Here is a 16,264-nt window from a genome sequence, read left to right as displayed (position 1 = left end):
CGCAGGATAACGATTGGCGCACGATCGAGCGTGACGTGTTTTGGTGCGGATTTTGGCCGTCGTGGATTCGTCCCCTTTGGTGCCACTGTGGCCGGTAAATTCTCTGGTGAAGTCGAGGGGATTCTGGGGAAGAGCTTGGAATCCCGACGGGCTGTCTATTAACGTTCGATAACGCAGCGCGGTCGTCACTGTCGCCACCAGGCGGCACCGTGCGCCGTCGCCGAATCCCGGCCGAGCCGCGGCACCACAAGCCGCCGCGGCGCGGCAGCACCAAGGGAACCGGGGAACCACACACCCTGGGGTGAATCGGGCCAGCGTGGCCCGTAGGAGACCTTCCACCTCCGAACCCGTCAGCTAACCCGGTAGGCGAGAGGGAAGGAAAGGAGTGCGCCCCCGTGGCGTCCAACAGGTCTGCCCTCGACGAGGGTCCGTCTGCCGCACCGGCGCCGTTCCCGGCCCCGGCCCCCGCGTCCCCTGCCGCGCCTTCGCTTCCCGCGACGCCCACGTCCGCGCCGTACGGGCCGTATGACGCGCTCGGCGCGGCCTCCAACCCCCCGACCGGCGACGGCGCTCCCGGCGGCTACGGCCCGTACGGCGATCACGGCGCGTACGCCGGGCCCGAAGGGCTGCCGCCCGGCACCGACGGGCAGGAGTGGAACCCCACCGAGGAGTCGCTGGCCCCGGTGCGCGGCAGGCACCGCGTGGCGCGGCAGCGCGGCGGCACGATGGCGCGCAGCAGCGCCGTGCTCGGCGTCGGCGTGATGGCGGCGGTCGGCGCGGGCGGCATGGCGTCCGCCAAGGACCGGCCCGCGCCCCCGATCACCGTGCCCGACCTCGGCCACGTCGCCGACCAGGTCCAGCGGGCGATGCCCGACACCACCAAGGACCTGCCGGCCCTCGGCACGATCGGCTTCCCCGACGCGGCGGCCGGACAGCGGACGACCGCCGCCCACCCCGACCTGACGGCCCACGGCCCGGCGACCGCCGCCCAGGCGGCGACCGGCGTCGCCGACGCGGGCGAGGCGCTGCGCGCCCGCATCCTGCGCCAGGCCGAGGCGCAGCGGCTCGCCGCCGAGGAGGCGGAGCGGGAGGCCGCCGCCAAGGCCGCGGCCGAGCAGGCCGCGAAGGAGGCCGCCAAGCGGCGCGCGGAGGACGAGGCCCGGCAGAAGGCCGCCGAGCAGGAGGCCGCCCGGAAGGCGGCGGAGGCGGCCCGGCAGGCCGAGGAGGCGGCGCGGCGGCAGGCCGAGGCCGACCGCGCGGTCACGCTCGCCGGCTCGTACGCCCTGCCGGTGTCCTCGTACACGCTCACGGCCGGTTTCGGCCAGGCGGGCGACATGTGGTCGGCCAACCACACGGGCCAGGACTTCGCGGCGCCGACCGGCACGCCGGTCAAGGCGGTGCACGGCGGCACCATCACGGAGGCCGGGTGGGCCGGTTCGTACGGCTACCGTGTCGTGCTGACGCTGCCCGACGGCACCGAGCTGTGGTACTGCCACCTGTCGTCCATGGTCAGGACGGCGGGCACGGTGACGACGGGCGACGTGCTCGGCCGCGTCGGCGCCACCGGCAACGTGACCGGCCCGCACCTGCACCTGGAGGTCAGGCCGGGCGGCGGCGAGCCGGTCGACCCGCTGGCCTGGCTGCGCCAGCACGGCCTCACCCCCTGAGGCCCCTGATACCCCGGCGGCCCTGGCGATCTCTCCCCCCTTGACGCCAGGGCCGCCGGTCTCGTACGCGGCCCTTCCGGACCTGGATAATCGGTGAGATACCGCGCGGAATATCGTTCCCCGCCCGGGTGTTGAACCCACGCATGACCGATAATGCGCTTGACAACCCGACCGCGAACGACACCAAGACGGGCGCGGCGCCGCGGCCCGGCACCGGTCGCAAGCGGATCGGCGGCCTCTCCGTCTTCCCGCTCTCGCTCGGCGGCAACGTCTTCGGCTGGACGGCCGACGAGGCCGGGTCCTTCGCCGTGCTCGACGCCTACGCCGAGGCGGGCGGCGACTTCGTGGACACCGCCGACATCTACTCGGCCTGGGCGCCGGGCAACGCGGGCGGCGAGTCCGAGACGATCATCGGCGACTGGTTCGCCTCCCGCGGCAACCGCTCCGAGGTGGTACTGGCCACCAAGGTCGGCGCGGGCTACCCGGAGCGCCGCGGCCTGGCCCCCGCCGTGATCAGGTCGGGCGTCGAGGAGTCGCTGAAACGTCTGCGCACCGACTACATCGACCTCTACTACACCCATTTCGACGACCCGTCCGTGCCGGTCGAGGACATCATCGCCACCCTCGACGCGCTCGTCCGGGAGGGCAAGGTCCGCGAGATCGGCGCCTCGAACATCTCCCCCGAGCGCCTGGAAGCGTCCCTCGCCTTCTCGGAGCGCGAGAACCTGGCCCGGTACGCAGCCCTCCAGCCGCACTACAACCTGGTCTCCCGCGACACCTACGAGGGCCCGCTGGCCGACACCGCCGCCCGCCACGGACTGGCCACCCTCCCGTACTTCGCCCTGGCGTCCGGCTTCCTCAGCGGCAAGTACCGGCCGGGCGCCACCGTGGACAGCGCCCGCTCGGAGAGCGCCGCCCAGCACCTGTCCACCGAACGCGGCCGCAAGGTCCTGGCCGCCCTCGACGAGGTCGCCTCCGCTCGCGGCGCCGCCCATGCCACCGTGGCCCTCGCCTGGCTGGCCGCCCAGCCCACGGTCGCGGCCCCGATCGCCAGCGCCCGCACGGTGGACCAGCTCCCGGCGCTGCTTGCGGTGGCGGACCTGACGCTGACGGGGGAGGAGCTGGCCCGGCTGACGGAGGCGTCGGCGTAACGCTTCTTCCGGCGGGGCCGGGGGCCGGTCGGGTAGGTGCCGACGGCTTCCCGGGCCCGCCCACCGGTACGTACGCCCGTACGGTGCGGGCGGGGCGTACGGCCCCGGGCGGCCCCGTGCTCAGCCCGCGCGGCGGTCGGCGGCGGCCCAGGAGGCGAGCGCGACGCCGCCCGCGACGGCGAACACCGAGGGCCACGCCCCGACCTTCTTCGCCAGCGGGTGCGACCCGGCGAAGGCCGCCACGTACAGCCCGGTCAGCGCGGCCGCCGTCCCCGTCCCGGCCTTCCGCCGCCACTCCCGCGCGGCCACCACCCCGGCCGCCGCCAGCGCCGCGCCGCCCAGCGGCCGCTTCTTCGTCCAGCGCGCGACCCCGTACCCCCCGACGAGCCCGCCCGCCGCCACCACGCTTGCCGGTACTCCCGCCATGGCCCTGACCTCCACTGTGTGTCTGCGACTCATGCTCTCGCCCTATTCGACAACACCGGGCCCGCGGACACCGCACGCGGGGCGGCCGAACGCCCGCATCGTGGGTGGTTTCGGTCAGCTGCGGGTCAGGCCGCTGCGGGCCGTACGAACCCGGCGTCCGCGGACGGCTCCAGCCAGACCAGCCGCGCCGAGACCCCGGCGGGCCGGGCAAACCACCAGACGGCCCGCTCGGGCGAGCGCAGCCGGAGCCGGATGGCCGGGCCGTCCTCCGGGCAGGTGGTCACGTCCGCGCTGCCGTCGTCGTGCGCCAGCCCCCAGGCGGCGACCTCCGCGTCCCGCTCGTCCGCCTCCCCGTACTCCCGGACGACGGCGAACAGGCGGGGCGCGGTGTCCACGACGAGGCCGCGCAGGGCCTCGTCGTAGTCGGGGTCCACGAGGGCGGTGGGGTCGCTGGGGGCGGAGGAGGGTTCCTGCGGGGATACGGTTGCCATGGAAATCTCCAGTCGTGAGGAGGACTTGACGAGAGCCGAGTCGTTGTCACAGACGACGGATGCGCCGCCGCTGCGAGTCGAAGTGGTTTCGCTCACACCGTAGGCTCTCCGTAGGATACTTTCTACGGCGTGAGGAGAATTACTCTTCCGATGCACCCTTGTGGGTGATGCTCGCGCCCTGTGTACGAAGGAGAAGAAGGGCATGCCGCCGAGAGCCGCCCCAACCGCCCGTCAGCTGCGACTGGGCCTGGAGCTGCGTAAGCTGCGCGAGCGCGCGGGCCTGAACACCAAGGAAGCGGCCGCACTGATCGGGGCCAACCAGGCCCGCATCAGCAACATCGAGACGGGACGCTTCGGGCTCAGTGAGCGGAGTGTCCGGGCGCTGACCCGGAACTACGACTGCGTCGACGAGGACCTTGTCAACGCCCTTGTCGCCATGACCGGCAGGCAGCGGCGCGGCTGGTGGGAGGACTACCGCGAGACCCTGTCCGCCGCCCAGCTCGATCTTGCCGAACTCGAACACCATGCGGTGAGGCTCCGGCTGGCCACCGTTCTGCACATCCCCGGGCTGCTCCAGACCGCCGACCACGCTCGCGCGGTCTTCGCCGAGGGCGTGCCCGCGCTGCCTCCGCCGGAGGCTGAGGACCGCGTCACCTACCGGATCAAGCGGCAGCGGATCCTGTACGGAGACGACCCGACGCCGTGCTGGGCGATCATCCACGAGGCCGCGCTACGCATGCGGTTCGGGGGCTCGAAGACCTCGCGGGCGCAGCTCCAGCACTTGATCGACATGAGCGAGCGGGATCACATCACGATCCTGGTGATCCCCTTCCGCAACGGGACCTTCCCCGGCTCCGGCCAGTCGATCAACTACTTCTCCGGCCCGGTGCCCCAACTCGACACCGTACTGCTCGAACAGTCCCACGGCTCTCTGCTGCTCGATGCCGCAGCCCAGTTGGAGAAGTACCGTATGGTGATCGACAAGATGGAGGCCACCGCTCTCGCGGCGGACGAGTCCCGCGACTTCATCCGGGAGATCGCTCAGGAGCTGTGACAGGACGTGGATGTGACCGAGTTGAGCTGGCAGAAGTCCTCGTACTGCCAGGAGTCAGCCTCCTGTGTGTACGTTGCCGCAGTCGAGGATGGCACCGTCAAGCTCCGCGAGAGCGACGATCCGGATGTCGTGCTCACCGCCAGTCGAACGGCCTTGAGGGCCTTCATACGCGCGGCCAAGGCAGGTAAGTTCGATAGCGTTATGGATCAGACCTGAGCAGGAGGTGAACATGAGCGACTTAAACTGGCGGAAGTCCTCATACAGCCCGGAAGCGGCCAACTGTGTCTATGTTGCTGCTCCGGGGGCTGGCACCGTAAAGCTCCGAGAGAGCGACGAGCCCGGCGTCATCCTCACCACCACTCCCGCCGCGCTGCGGACCTTCATACACGCGGCCAAGGCGGGCGAGTTCGATTGCGTCACGGAGCATGGCCTGAGCAGGCGGTGAACATGAGCGCATTGAACTGGCGGAAGTCGTCCTACAGTGGCACGGCGGCCAACTGTCTGAACGTTCGCACAGCGGACGGCGGTACGGTCAAGCTTCGTGAGAGCGATTACCCGACGGTCGTGATCACCACCACGCCTGATGCGCTGCGGTCTTTCGTATGCGCTGCCAAGGCAGGCGAGTTCGATGGTGTCACCGATCACGGGCCGACCGGGAGGGGATCATGAACGAGTTGAGCTGGCGAAAGTCCTCGTTCAGCCCCGATGCGGGCAATTGCGTTTACATCGCTACCCCTGCGGACGGCACCGTCAAGCTCCGCGAGAGCGACGACCCCGACGTCATCCTCACCATGTCCCCCGTGACCCTGCGGACTTTCATACGCGCAGCCAAGTCAGGAGACTTCGACTACCTCGGACGAAGCTAACTCGACGCGATCGCCGAGTACGTCCACACGTCGGCAGGCAGCTCGTGCCGGAGCTTCCAAACGACACCCATGGGATTGCTGCCCTCGTGCGAGACGTACTCGGCGGGACCGAGCAGCATCCACGGCTGAGGGCCGCCGATGTCGTTCTTCTTGTAGCGGCGGACGAACAGGAGGACGTGCGAGCCCGACTGCTTGTGCCGCTGGTACCGGACGCCGGTCGGGGACGTGGCGGACGTCTGGTTCTGGGACTCCCAGTGGAACAGCTCCGGGCTCATCGCATAGTCCTTGTACCGCGTCTGCGGTGAGAAGTCCTTCGCGTCCTTCTCCAGGGTGATGAGCAGCGCGTCGGTCCGAACGTTCTCGCACCACTTCACACCCTCCCGGAAGTTCCCCGGCAGGAAGCCGCCGACGTCCGCCTGCCCGAGCGCGGGCAGGATCTCCTCCCGGCTGTAGGAGGCATGGACGGTGAGGGGGACGCCGCCCAAGGCGCCGTCCAGCGGAACGGGATAGTGCTCGGTGTGCTCCAGGTTGTGGGCGAGTATCTGCCGCAGTTCGCTGCGCACCGCCGACTGCCCCCGCAAGGCGTGGAAACCCTCTCCGTACGAGGAGAATCGGCCGCCCAGAGGCCACAGCGAGAAGAAGAGCATGCGCGCGTACGCCTGCTCCAGCGGATCGAGCGAGGCGTAGTCCGGGGCGTCGTCGTCCAGGAGCCGGGTGTAGGCAGCGACCCTGTGCGGGTCGTCCACGTGCAGAAACGCGGACATGCGCGTCAGCAGCGCGTCCTCGCCCTCTGATGCCGGATCGGGTAGCAGTCCCGCCCGCCGCAGCAGTCCGGTCCACGAGTTCTTGGACCGGTAGAGCTCCTTCAACTCCCGTCCGCTCTCCCGCAGGAAGGCGGAGAGTTCCGGTTCGGCGTAGCTGGCGATTTCCCGGGCCAGGACCGTGGCGTTGACCTTCAACTGGGTCCTGATGTTCTCCAGGACGAGGTCCTTGGACTTGCGGTCCAGGACGATCTGGCAGCCGGAGGGCAGGAGCGGGAAGTCCTGCTCCAGGTTGTCGACCAGCCGCCTGCGGGTCAGGTTGGTGAGCGCCGTGAACCGCTCCTCGAAGCGGAACTCCTTGCGGTGCTGGCCGATGAAGTCCAGCACGGTGAGGACCGCCTTGTCCGGCGTGCGGCGCAGGCCGCGGCCGAACTGCTGGAGAAAGACCGTCGCGCTGGACGTCGGACGCAGCAGCAGAAGCGTGTCGACGTCGGGGATGTCCACACCTTCGTTGAGAAGGTCGACGGAGAAGAGGATCTGTATTCGCCCGTCGCGCAGGTCGGCCAGCGCCCGGGCGCGCTCCGAGGCGGGCGTCGAGCCGTCCAGCGACAGCGCGTCGAATCCCGCCTGCCGGAAGAAGTCAGCCATGAAGTGCGCGTGCGCCACGGACACGCAGAAGCCCAGCGCGCGCATCGATCGGGGGTCCGAGACCTTGTCCTGTACGGCCTTCACGACGAGCCGGGCCCGGGCGTGGTTTCCCGTGAACAGCGCGTCGAGCTCGCCCGCGTCGTACGAACCGCGCTTCCAGGTGATTCCCGCCAGGTCGGTGTTGTCGGCGATGCCGAAGTAGTGGAACGGGCTGAGCAGATCGTTCTCCAGGGCCTCCCACAGCCGCATCTCCGCCGCGATGCGGCCGTCGAAGAACTCGTCCTGGACGTTCCGCCCGTCCATCCGCTCGGGAGTGGCGGTGAGCGCCAGCAGCTCCATCGGCCGGAAGTGGTCGATGACGCGCCGGTAGGTCGGCGAGACACCGTGGTGGAACTCATCGATGACGACCACGTCGAAGTGGTCCGGAGCGAACGGCTCCAGCACGCGCCCGGAAAGAGACTGGACGCTGGCGAAGACGTGCTTCCACTCCTTCGGGGTCTTTCCGTTCCTCAGGAGCTCGCCGAAGTTCGCATCGATCAGCACGTCCTGGTAGGTGCGCAGCGACTGCTCCAGGATCTCCTGGCGGTGGGCCACGAACAGCAGGGTCAGGCCGCGGCCCGGATGGCGCTTCCGCAGGTCCCGGTAGTCGAGCGCGGCCATGACCGTCTTGCCGGTGCCGGTGGCCGCCACCAGCAGGTTGCGGTGCCGGTCGTGCAGCTCGCGCTCGATCCTGAGCCGTTCCAGCATGTCGCGCTGGTGGGGGTAGGGGCGGACCTCCAGGCCGGACAGGCTGATGGCCCGGGTGTCGTCCCCCTGCCGCTTGCCGCCCGCCTGGGCCAGCGCCTCGTCCAGGCGCTCCGCGTCCCGGTCCGGGTCGTACGGCTCGAAAGCGGGCTCGCTCCAGTACGAGTCGAAGGTGGCCTCGAACTTCTTCAGCACCGCCGGTGTCGCCACCGACGACAGCCGGACGTTCCACTCCAGGCCGTCCAGCAGGGCCGCGCGGGAGAGGTTGGAGCTGCCGACGTACGCGGTGTCGTAGCCGCTGTTCCGGCGGAACAGCCACGCCTTGGCATGCAGGCGCGTCGACCTCAGCTCGTAGTTGATCCTGACCTCGGCCTGGAAGTCCCGCACCAGCCGGTCGAGCGCCCGGCGTTCGGTGGCGCCGATGTAGGTGGTGGTGATGACGCGGATGGGGACGCCGCGTTCTGCGGCGGCGGCGAGGGACTGTTCGAGGACGCGCAGGCCGTGCCACTTCACGAACGCGCAGAGCAGGTCGACGTGGTCCGCGGTGGCCAGCTCGGCCCGCAGTTCGAAGCCGAGATTGGGGTCCTCGGGAGAGTTGGTGAGCAGCGCCGTCTCGGACAGGGGCGTCGCCGGGCGGACGGCGTAGACGCCGGGCGCCTGCTGCTCGGCGAGCGCGATGAGCTGCCGGGGGCCGTCCGCCACGAGGTCCACCCACCGCGCGGCGCCGTCCAGGGTGCTGATCGACTCCAGGATGTGGTTGGCCGCGGCGACCTGCTCCTCGGGCGGCAGCCCGGCGAAGACCTGCCGCACGGTGTCGGCGATGTGCCGGGCCAGCACGTGGGGCGTCGAGTGCTCGCCGACCTTCTGCTCGATGGCCCGCCACCGGTCGGCGTCCAACCTCGCGAGCTGCTTCGCCAAGCGGGCCGTGATCAAACGTTCGTAGAGTCCGGCCACGGGGGCGGGGTGGTACGCGAGGGCGTCGTCGGCCACGGCGGGCTCTCTCCAGTTCTTCGCGGTCTTCGCGGTCTTCTCGATCTTCGCTGGGATGTGATCCGGCCCGTACCGGAGGCGCGGCTACGGCCGCCAGTACAGCGGGGGCGGCGGCATCGGCATCGGCATCGGGACCGGCACGCGCGGGGGTGGGACCGACAGGGCGGCGTGGGCGAGGAGGGGGCCGGCTATGGTGCGGCGTTCCCAGAGGCGGTGCAGGAGTTCGCGTTCGCGGGTGGCGAAGTCCGGGCCCGCGGTGCCGCGGTAGGCGCGCTGGCGGAGGAAGGCCAGGGAGGTGGCGGACGCCGCGTACTCGTGGACGGCGCGGGCCGCCGCCGGGCCGTGGAGGCGGCGGGCGAGGTCGCGGGCTATGCCGCGGGCGCGCAGGGAGGACAGGGCGACCGGCTCGGGCGGGGTGAGCCAGCCGGCGGCCTGGTAGGCGGGCAGGTGGGTGCGTATGGCGCGCAGCTCGTTGTTGCGGGCCCAGATCGTCAGCCACGTCAGCAGGCCCAGGACCGGCGCCATGAACAGGGCGTAGACGGCGAGGAAGCCGACGCCGCCGAGCGAGGCCGAGCCGTTCCAGACGCCGTGCAGGACCATGGCGGCCAGCAGGCCCGCCACGGGTATCAGGATGCGGCGGGCGCGGCGGGAGTGCGGGGCCATGGCGGCCAGACCGAAGCCTATGCCGGTCGCGGCGGTGAACAGGGGGTGCGCGAAGGGGGACATGATCGCGCGGATGAAGAACGTGCCGGCGGTCGCCGACTCCAGGCCGTCCCCGCCGAACTCCTGGTCGCTGTCGAAGGCCGTGCCCAGGTAGAGGATGTTCTCGGTGAACGCGAAGCCGGTGGCCGTGATGCCCGCTATGACGACGCCGTCCACGATCCCGTTGAAGTCCCGCCGCCGGAAGCGGAACAGCAGCAGCACCGCGGCCGCCTTCGCCGTCTCCTCCACCACGGGCGCGACGAACGTGGCGCCCCAGGCGTCCGCGTCCGACTGGTCGGACGACCCGTCGCGGATGGTGGTCATCAGCCACTCGGTCGCGAAGCCGTTGGCCAGCAGCGCGACCAGCGTCGCCGCGCAGGCGCCCCAGGCGAAAGCGAACGCCAGGTTCCGTTTGGGCTTGGGCTCGACGCGGTCCGTCCAGCCGAAGGCCGCGATCAGCAGCGGCACCGGCAGGGTGGCCAGGCCCAGGCCCACCAGGAACCCGTCGGTGCCCGTCTCCTTCCGTACGAGCGCCAGGATGGTCAGGCCGGACAGCGACAGCAGGACGACGACCGCGGTGGCGCGCAGCGGCCTGCTGGCCCAGAGGCGGGCCAGGGCACCGCGCGGGGCGGGCGGGGCGGGTAGCGGCTGGTGCACTCGATAACCCTCGCGAATGGGGAAAGGGGGCGTGGCGCGACCTTCGATTATGCCCGGCGCCCGGCCTCCGGCCCGGGAGGTCAGCGGCGGCGGAAGAGGAGATCGCGCACGGTGTGGCCCTTGGCCAGGCCCTGCCCCTCGAACTTCGTCAGCGGACGGAAGTCCGGGCGCGGCGCGTATCCGCCGTCCGGCCGGGTGTTGACGAAGTCGGGGCTCTCACTCAGGACGTGCAGCATCTGCTCGGCGTACGGCTCCCAGTCGGTCGCGCAGTGCAGCAGCGCGCCCGGCCGCAGTCGCGAGGCCGCCAGCGCGGTGAACTCCGGCTGGATCAGGCGGCGCTTGTGGTGCCGCTTCTTCGGCCACGGGTCGGGGAAGTACACGCGCAGGCCGGCCAGGGACGCGGGCGGCAGCATCTCGCGCAGCAGGATGATCGCGTCGCCGTTCGCCACCCGTACGTTGGACAGGCCGGCGCGCTCCGCCCGCGCGAGCAGGTTGCCCTGGCCCGGAGTGTGCACGTCGACGGCCAGAATGCCCGTGCCCGGGTCGGCCGCCGCCATCCGGGCCGTGGCCTCGCCCATGCCGAAGCCGATCTCCAGCACCACCGGCAGGTCCGGGTCGCCGAAGAGGCCGCCGAGGTCGACCGGGCGCAGGCCGTCGATGTCCAGGCCCCACCGGCCCCACAGCCTGCGCAGCGCCTCGCCCTGCCCGGGGGTCACCCGGCCGCGCCGCGGGCGGAAGGAGCGGATGCGGCGCTCGTGGTGCGAGCCGGCCGGATCGGGCGCCGGCCCGCCCGGGAACCTCGGCTCCCCGCGCCTGCGGCCGGCGGCCGACGCGCGGCCCGCAGGGGTCCCCACGCCGTCCGCCGCGGCGATCGCGACGGTCACGGCTCGGGGATTCACGGCGTGGTTCTCGGACACAGTGCTGTCGATTCTACGACCGCCCATTCCGCCGACCGGGCCACGGGCCACGGGGGCACGGGACCACCGGCAGCCGGACCACCGGACCACCGGGACACGGACACCGGGCTACCGGGCGCCGGGCCACCGGACCACGGGACACCGGACCACCGGCAGCCGGGCCACCGGGCCACGACCGGGCTACCGGCCACCGGGCCGCGGACGACGACGAGACGGGAGGGGTCGGGGGCGCAGGGGTAGGGTCCCGGACGTGACCGCATATTTTCGTATTTGGGCGGCTGGTTCCGGTTGACTCCTCGCCCGGGGTGAGGCCGCCTAAATGCGTAAATATGCGAGTCCGGGACCCTGCCCCGGAGCCCCCGGCCCCGCACCGCCCACGGCCCGCCGCGACCCGCCCGCACGGCCCGCCCGCACGGCCTGCCGCGACCCGCTACCCCTCCAACGCCAGCAGCACCCGCCGCGCCACCTCCCGCCCGATCGGCAGCGACGCCGTCGCCGCCGGCGACGGCGCGTTCAGCACGTGCACCACCCGCGGCGACTGCGCGAACAGGAAGTCGTCCACCAGCGTCCCGTCCCGCAGCACCGCCTGCGCCCGCACGCCCGCCGGCGCCGGTATCAGGTCGTCCGCCGTCACCTCGGGCAGCAGCCTGCGGACCGCCTCGGTGAAGGCCCGCTTGGACAGGGAGCGGCGCAGCTCGCCCGCCCCGTACCGCCAGTGGCGGCGGGCTATCTGCCAGGAGCCGGGGAACGCCAGGGTGCCGGCCAGCTCGCGCGGGCGGAGCGTGTGCCAGGCGTAGCCCTCGCGGGCCAGCGCGGGCACCGCGTTCGGCCCGATGTGCACCTCGCCGTGGACGCCCCGGGTGAGGTGGACGCCGAGGAAGGGGAACGCCGGGTCGGGCACCGGGTAGACCAGGCCGCGCACCAGGTCGGCGCGGGCGGGGGCCAGCTCGTAGTACTCGCCCCGGAAGGGCACGATCCGCATGCCGGGGTCGTCGCCCGCCAGCCGGGCCACCTGGTCGCAGTGCAGGCCGGCGCAGTTGACCAGGGCCCGCGCGCGGAGCACCGCACCGCCCGCCGTGCGCACCGCGACCGCCTCCGGGCGCCGCCCCACGGCGCGCACCTCCGCGCCGTACCGCACCACGGCCCCCGCGTCGCGGGCCAGGCCGGCGAGCTTGGCCGCGACCGCCGTGAAGTCGCACACGCCCGTCGTGCCCACGTGGATCGCGGCCAGGCCCCGCACCCGCGGCTCGTACTCGGAGATCTGGGCGGGGCCCAGCTCGCGCACCGGCAGGCCGTGCTCCCGGCCGCGCTGCACCAGGGCGTGCAGCCGCGGCAGCTCAGCGCGCTCGGTGGCGACGATGAGCTTGCCGGTGACCTCGTGCGCGATGCCGTGCTCCACGCAGAACTTGACCATCTCCGCCGAGCCCTGCACCGCGAACCGCGCCTTCAGCGACCCCGGCCGGTAGTAGATGCCGCTGTGGATCACGCCGCTGTTGCGCCCCGTCTGGTGGCGGGCCGGGGCGTCCTCCTTCTCCAGGACGGTCACGCGGGTGCCCGGCGCGGCGCGCGTGAGCGCGTACGCCGTCGACAGGCCGACGATCCCGCCTCCGACCACGAGCACGTCGCAGTCCAGCGACTTCATGTCCACGCCACGTCACCTCCCCACCCGCCACGTCGTTCAGTCATCCGCCCGCCGGTCGCCCGTCCCGGCCGTCCCCCGACTGCCTCCATCATGACGCCAGCCGCTGACAACGCCCCGGCCGGGCCGCTGACCAGGGCGTAACCCGATCCGGCCCAGGCACCCGGACCCGACGACACACGGTCCAGCACCCGGACCCGACGACACACGGTCCAGCACCCGGTCCGGACGGCACGCGGTCCAGCACCCGGACCCGACGGCACGAGGAGCGGCACCCGGCCCGGCCCCCGAGGGCCCGCCCCGGCGACCGGGACCGCCGGGGCGACCGGGACCGCCGGGGCGACCGGGACCGCCGGGGCGACCGGGACCGCCGGGGCGACCGGACCGCCGGCGCGGCCAGGTCACGCCGGGGCGACCAGCAGCGGCCGGGCCCGCTCGCGCAGCTCCGCCACGCGCGGCTCGTCCCCGTACGGCTCCAGCCGGTGCAGCAGGTCCCGTACGTACTCCGTCGTGCGCGCCGAGGAGATGCGGCCGGCGACCTCCACCGCCCGGGCGCCCGCCGCGCAGGCGGCGTCCAGGTTGCCGGACTCCAGCTCGGCCACGGCCGACACCACCAGACGCAGCCCGTGGGAGCGCACGAACTCCTCGGTCGGCCGGGCCAGCGCCTGTTCGGTGAAGCGCCGCACCTGGCCCGGCACGCCCAGGTCGCGGTAGCACTCGGCGGCGTCGGCGGCGAACCGCTCCTGGGTGTAGAAGTCGAGCCAGGACGGGTCGGGGTCGCCCGCGCGGGACCGCTCCAGCCAGCCCTCGGCCGCCTTCAGCGCCGCGCCGCACGCCGGCCCGTCGCCCGCCTTGGCCTGCGCGCGGGCCTCCACCAGGCGGAAGAAGCTCATGGTGCGCGCGGTGGCGAGCCCGCGGTTGCGCTCCAGGGCCGCCTGCGCGAGGTCCACGCCCTCGTCGGCGAAGCCCCGGTAGGTGGCCTGAAGGCTCATCGACGCCAGCACGTACCCCCCCAGGGGCACGTCGGCGGCGGCGCGCGCGAGGCGCAGGGCCTGTATGTAGTACCGCTGGGCGGCCTCCTGCTGGCCGGTGTCGAAGGCCATCCAGCCCGCGAGCCTGGTCAGCTCGGCGGTGGCGCCGAACAGGGCGCGGCCGACCTCGTCGCTGTAGGAGCCCAGGAGCAGCGGCGCGGCGTCGACCCGCAGGCACTCGGGCACCATGGACGAGCGCCAGTCCCCGCCGCCGTACTTGGAGTCCCAGCGCCGCGCGTCCTCGGCGGCCTCGCGCAGCTTGGCGACGTCGCTGTGGCCGACCCGCTGGGGCGTGCCGTCCGGGTGCAGGACGGCGCCCTCACCCTCCTTCGGCTCGCGCGTGACGGAGGTGTCGGCGGGCGCGATCAGCCACCGGGACACCGGCGTGGCGTACGCGCTGACGGCGAAGGATCCGGCCAGGCTCTGCCAGATTCCGCTCCCGCCGCGGCGCCCGGCCAGATCCAGCCGGTACAGGTCGGTCGCGGAGCTCACGGCCTGGCCGACATCGCGCGGGAAGGCGAGCCCGACCTCGGGGGCCGGGTCGGCGTCGGCGAGCCCTACCTCGTGCAGGGTCACCGGACGGCCCAGCTTGCTGGCGATCGCGGCGGCGATGAGGTGGGGCGCGGCGCCCTGCGGGACCATGCCCTTGGTCACCCAGCGGGCCACCGACGTCTTGTCGTAGCGAAGGGTCAAACCCCGCTGGGCGCCAAGGTCGTTGACTCTGCGCGCGAGCCCGGCGTTGCTGATTCCCGCGAGGGCGAGAACGGTGCCGAGCTTCTCGTTCGGCCCGCGTGGCTCCCTGGACATGCGCACCCCTCGACAGCACAGACGGCCGCCCCGACATGGGCGCGGGGCATTCGTAAACCCAGCGTAGTTCGCCGCATCCCGACCGTTAAGAGGTGGTGTACCGGATGGCGAAATTCTTGTACGAACGGGCGTGCGGAGCCCGGCGCGTGCTCCCACTGTGTGTGGCCGTGCGCCCGTGCGTGCGCTCTGTCTCAGCCACGGAGGGACCGTTTCCATTAGTGACGCGTGGGTCGGTCCACTGCTGGGTCCAGTGGGCTGGAGGACGCCGTCGCCTCATTCCCCGCGGGCGACGGAACGGTCCGGGAGGCGAACACCGCCTCCCGGACTGTGGTGTCCGGCGCGCGCCGGGCGCGTATCGGCGCGAGGCGCGTACGGGCGGAACGCATGCGCGCGGGCGCGCGGAAGCGCGGGGGAATCGACGGTGGGGCCTCGGTAAATTGGCTGAAAGTCGCCCCTGCCTGTGGACCCTGCCCGCGGGCGGATGAGACCGCGCCCCGATGACCGGGCACCGCGCCGGGCCGCGGAGGGGGAGGCCCGGCGCGGGAGCCCATCCCGGCCACCGACCGCCCGCCTCCGGCCACCGACCGCTGCCCCATTGCCCCACTGCCCAACTCCCCCCCACCCCGCCCAGCACCGGCGCGACCGCGCACCCGCGCCGTACGCCCCGCGCTCTCTGCGCGCCCCCTACGCGCCTATGCGCCCCAGTCGTGGGAGCATGGGCCCCGGCGGAGCGGTTCACCGCGACCGGGGCGACCGGTACGGGCGTCGGCGCTTTCGGGGCCCAAGTGGCCCGGTCGGCGCGCGGAGTTGTCCGGTGCGATGCCGAAACCGCCGGCTCGCTGTGCATGATGGCTTCTCGTTCTTCGTTGCCACGGCCCGTGGAGGCTGCGATGCGGTGGTTGGTGGGGTGGGGCACGTCCGCCTCGCGGCCGACTTCCGTGGAGAGCCAGGCCGTCCACCCCGTCGGCGCGCAGCTCGTATGGGCCGACCCGGACCCGCTGTGGGCGGTCGGCGACTGGCGGCCCGACGAGGTGCGCGTGGTGCACGCCGACCCCCTCACCCGGCTCGCCGTCTTCGGCTACTGCGGCGCCCGTGACGACGAGCTGCGCGTCGCCCTGACCGCCGCCCGCGGCGGCGCGCTGCGCCACCTCACCGCCTGGCCCGGCAGCTACACCGCCGTGGCCCAGGTCGGCCGCCGCCTCACCGTCGTCGGCGACCTCGCGGGCGCCCGGCCCGTCTTCCACACCGACTGGGCCGGCGGCACGGCGTACGCCACCGCCGCGCTCCCGCTCGCCGACCTCGTCGAGGCCCAGCTCGACGTCGGCCACCTCGCCGCGCTGCTGGCCTGCCCCGACTCGCCGGAGGCCGTGGGCGACGGCACGCCCTACCTGGGCGTACGGCGGGTGCCGCCCGGCCACGCGCTGATACTGCGCGACGGCGCGCGCGACATCGCCGGGTACGAGCCCACCGCGTCCCTCGTCGTCTCCGCCCCCCAGACCGACGCGGCCACGGCCGTGGACGGGGTCCGCGACGCGCTGGTGGAGGCCGTGCGCGTACGGCTCACCGCTCCCCGGCACGTGCCCGAGGCGCCCGACCCGGGGCCCGTCCCCGGCATGGGCCCGGCCGACCGGCGCGCGGCGCGCGGCGCGCCCGCCCCCGGCGTGGGCGCCGACCTGTCGGGCGGCAGCGCGTCGGGCACCCTCGCGCTGCTGG

Annotated in this window: 14 protein-coding genes, 1 pseudogene and 1 riboswitch; of the genes and pseudogenes, 8 read left to right on the top strand and 7 right to left on the bottom strand. The window is 72.9% G+C overall.

The window, feature by feature from the left end; all coding sequences use genetic code 11:
* Window positions 1-242: 242 nt before the first annotated feature.
* Window positions 243-384, top strand: a riboswitch (cyclic di-AMP (ydaO/yuaA leader).
* 242 nt (window positions 385-626) lie between these two features.
* Window positions 627-1,667 (top strand): M23 family metallopeptidase, encoded by a 1,041-nt coding sequence (locus RKE29_RS02655; RefSeq protein ID WP_312003414.1) that lies wholly within the window; start codon window positions 627-629, stop codon window positions 1,665-1,667.
* 143 nt (window positions 1,668-1,810) lie between these two features.
* Window positions 1,811-2,818: an aldo/keto reductase gene (locus tag RKE29_RS02650; protein WP_312003356.1), complete on the top strand. Its 1,008-nt coding sequence runs from the start codon at window positions 1,811-1,813 to the stop codon at window positions 2,816-2,818.
* 120 nt (window positions 2,819-2,938) lie between these two features.
* On the opposite strand, the gene RKE29_RS02645 is transcribed toward RKE29_RS02650, so the two are convergent.
* Together RKE29_RS02645 and RKE29_RS02640 are read right to left on the bottom strand one after the other, a co-directional pair.
* Entirely contained in the window at window positions 2,939-3,244 is a 306-nt protein-coding gene (locus tag RKE29_RS02645) for a hypothetical protein (protein ID WP_312003355.1), read from the bottom strand.
* Window positions 3,245-3,369: 125 nt separating this feature from the next.
* Window positions 3,370-3,735 carry a hypothetical protein gene (locus tag RKE29_RS02640; protein ID WP_312003354.1) on the bottom strand — a complete coding sequence of 122 codons (366 nt, stop codon included), beginning with the start codon at window positions 3,733-3,735 and terminating at the stop codon, window positions 3,370-3,372.
* 202 nt (window positions 3,736-3,937) lie between these two features.
* On the opposite strand from RKE29_RS02640, the gene RKE29_RS02635 reads away from it, so the two are divergent.
* The 5 genes from RKE29_RS02635 to RKE29_RS02615 are packed head-to-tail and all read left to right on the top strand — an operon-like array spanning window position 3,938 to window position 5,655.
* Window positions 3,938-4,789, top strand: coding sequence for a helix-turn-helix transcriptional regulator (locus RKE29_RS02635; protein WP_312003353.1), 852 nt, complete (start codon window positions 3,938-3,940; stop codon window positions 4,787-4,789).
* Between the two features lie 6 nt (window positions 4,790-4,795).
* Complete coding sequence (locus RKE29_RS02630; protein ID WP_312003352.1) at window positions 4,796-5,005, top strand: DUF397 domain-containing protein; 210 nt, start codon at window positions 4,796-4,798, stop codon at window positions 5,003-5,005.
* A gap of 13 nt (window positions 5,006-5,018) precedes the next feature.
* A complete protein-coding gene (locus RKE29_RS02625) occupies window positions 5,019-5,234 on the top strand; it encodes a DUF397 domain-containing protein (protein ID WP_312003351.1) in 216 nt (71 codons plus the stop codon).
* A 2-nt stretch (window positions 5,235-5,236) separates the two neighbouring features.
* Window positions 5,237-5,458, top strand: coding sequence for a DUF397 domain-containing protein (locus tag RKE29_RS02620; protein WP_312003350.1), 222 nt, complete (start codon window positions 5,237-5,239; stop codon window positions 5,456-5,458).
* Complete coding sequence (locus RKE29_RS02615) at window positions 5,392-5,655, top strand: DUF397 domain-containing protein (RefSeq protein ID WP_312003349.1); 264 nt, start codon at window positions 5,392-5,394, stop codon at window positions 5,653-5,655. The genes RKE29_RS02620 and RKE29_RS02615 overlap by 67 nt, the downstream gene beginning before the upstream one ends.
* Here the strand turns inward: RKE29_RS02615 and RKE29_RS02610 are convergent.
* The 5 genes from RKE29_RS02610 to RKE29_RS02590 all read right to left on the bottom strand — a co-directional run bounded on the left by RKE29_RS02610 (window position 5,652) and on the right by RKE29_RS02590 (window position 14,551).
* Window positions 5,652-8,798: a DUF3427 domain-containing protein gene (locus RKE29_RS02610; RefSeq protein ID WP_312003348.1), complete on the bottom strand. Its 3,147-nt coding sequence runs from the start codon at window positions 8,796-8,798 to the stop codon at window positions 5,652-5,654. The genes RKE29_RS02615 and RKE29_RS02610 overlap by 4 nt on opposite strands.
* A gap of 84 nt (window positions 8,799-8,882) precedes the next feature.
* Window positions 8,883-10,157, bottom strand: a complete 1,275-nt coding sequence (locus tag RKE29_RS02605) for a PrsW family intramembrane metalloprotease (protein WP_312003347.1) — start codon at window positions 10,155-10,157, stop codon at window positions 8,883-8,885.
* A gap of 80 nt (window positions 10,158-10,237) precedes the next feature.
* A complete protein-coding gene (gene trmB, locus RKE29_RS02600; protein ID WP_312003413.1) occupies window positions 10,238-11,011 on the bottom strand; it encodes a tRNA (guanosine(46)-N7)-methyltransferase TrmB in 774 nt (257 codons plus the stop codon).
* Window positions 11,012-11,504: 493 nt separating this feature from the next.
* Window positions 11,505-12,716 (bottom strand): L-2-hydroxyglutarate oxidase, encoded by a 1,212-nt coding sequence (gene lhgO / locus RKE29_RS02595; RefSeq protein ID WP_312003412.1) that lies wholly within the window; start codon window positions 12,714-12,716, stop codon window positions 11,505-11,507.
* Between the two features lie 398 nt (window positions 12,717-13,114).
* Window positions 13,115-14,551, bottom strand: coding sequence for an MFS transporter (locus RKE29_RS02590; RefSeq protein WP_312003346.1), 1,437 nt, complete (start codon window positions 14,549-14,551; stop codon window positions 13,115-13,117).
* 890 nt (window positions 14,552-15,441) lie between these two features.
* Between RKE29_RS02590 and RKE29_RS02585 the strand changes: the two are divergent.
* A pseudogene (locus tag RKE29_RS02585) lies at window positions 15,442-16,264 on the top strand (asparagine synthase); the annotation flags it as partial.

The organism is Streptomyces sp. B1866, assembly GCF_031932565.1.
Lineage (GTDB): Bacteria > Actinomycetota > Actinomycetes > Streptomycetales > Streptomycetaceae > Streptomyces.
The sequence above is the reverse complement of the archived record's forward strand: the minus strand, read 5'-3'. Positions and strand labels throughout refer to the sequence as shown.

Coding starts and splice junctions, on each gene's coding strand:
- RKE29_RS02615 (WP_312003349.1), top strand. CDS start 5,392: ATGCGCTGCCAAGGCAGGCGAGTTCGATGGTGTCACCGATCACGGGCC.
- RKE29_RS02635 (WP_312003353.1), top strand. CDS start 3,938: ATGCCGCCGAGAGCCGCCCCAACCGCCCGTCAGCTGCGACTGGGCCTG.
- RKE29_RS02645 (WP_312003355.1), bottom strand. CDS start 3,244: ATGGCGGGAGTACCGGCAAGCGTGGTGGCGGCGGGCGGGCTCGTCGGG.
- RKE29_RS02625 (WP_312003351.1), top strand. CDS start 5,019: ATGAGCGACTTAAACTGGCGGAAGTCCTCATACAGCCCGGAAGCGGCC.
- RKE29_RS02620 (WP_312003350.1), top strand. CDS start 5,237: ATGAGCGCATTGAACTGGCGGAAGTCGTCCTACAGTGGCACGGCGGCC.
- RKE29_RS02590 (WP_312003346.1), bottom strand. CDS start 14,551: ATGTCCAGGGAGCCACGCGGGCCGAACGAGAAGCTCGGCACCGTTCTC.
- RKE29_RS02640 (WP_312003354.1), bottom strand. CDS start 3,735: ATGGCAACCGTATCCCCGCAGGAACCCTCCTCCGCCCCCAGCGACCCC.
- lhgO (WP_312003412.1), bottom strand. CDS start 12,716: ATGAAGTCGCTGGACTGCGACGTGCTCGTGGTCGGAGGCGGGATCGTC.
- RKE29_RS02650 (WP_312003356.1), top strand. CDS start 1,811: ATGACCGATAATGCGCTTGACAACCCGACCGCGAACGACACCAAGACG.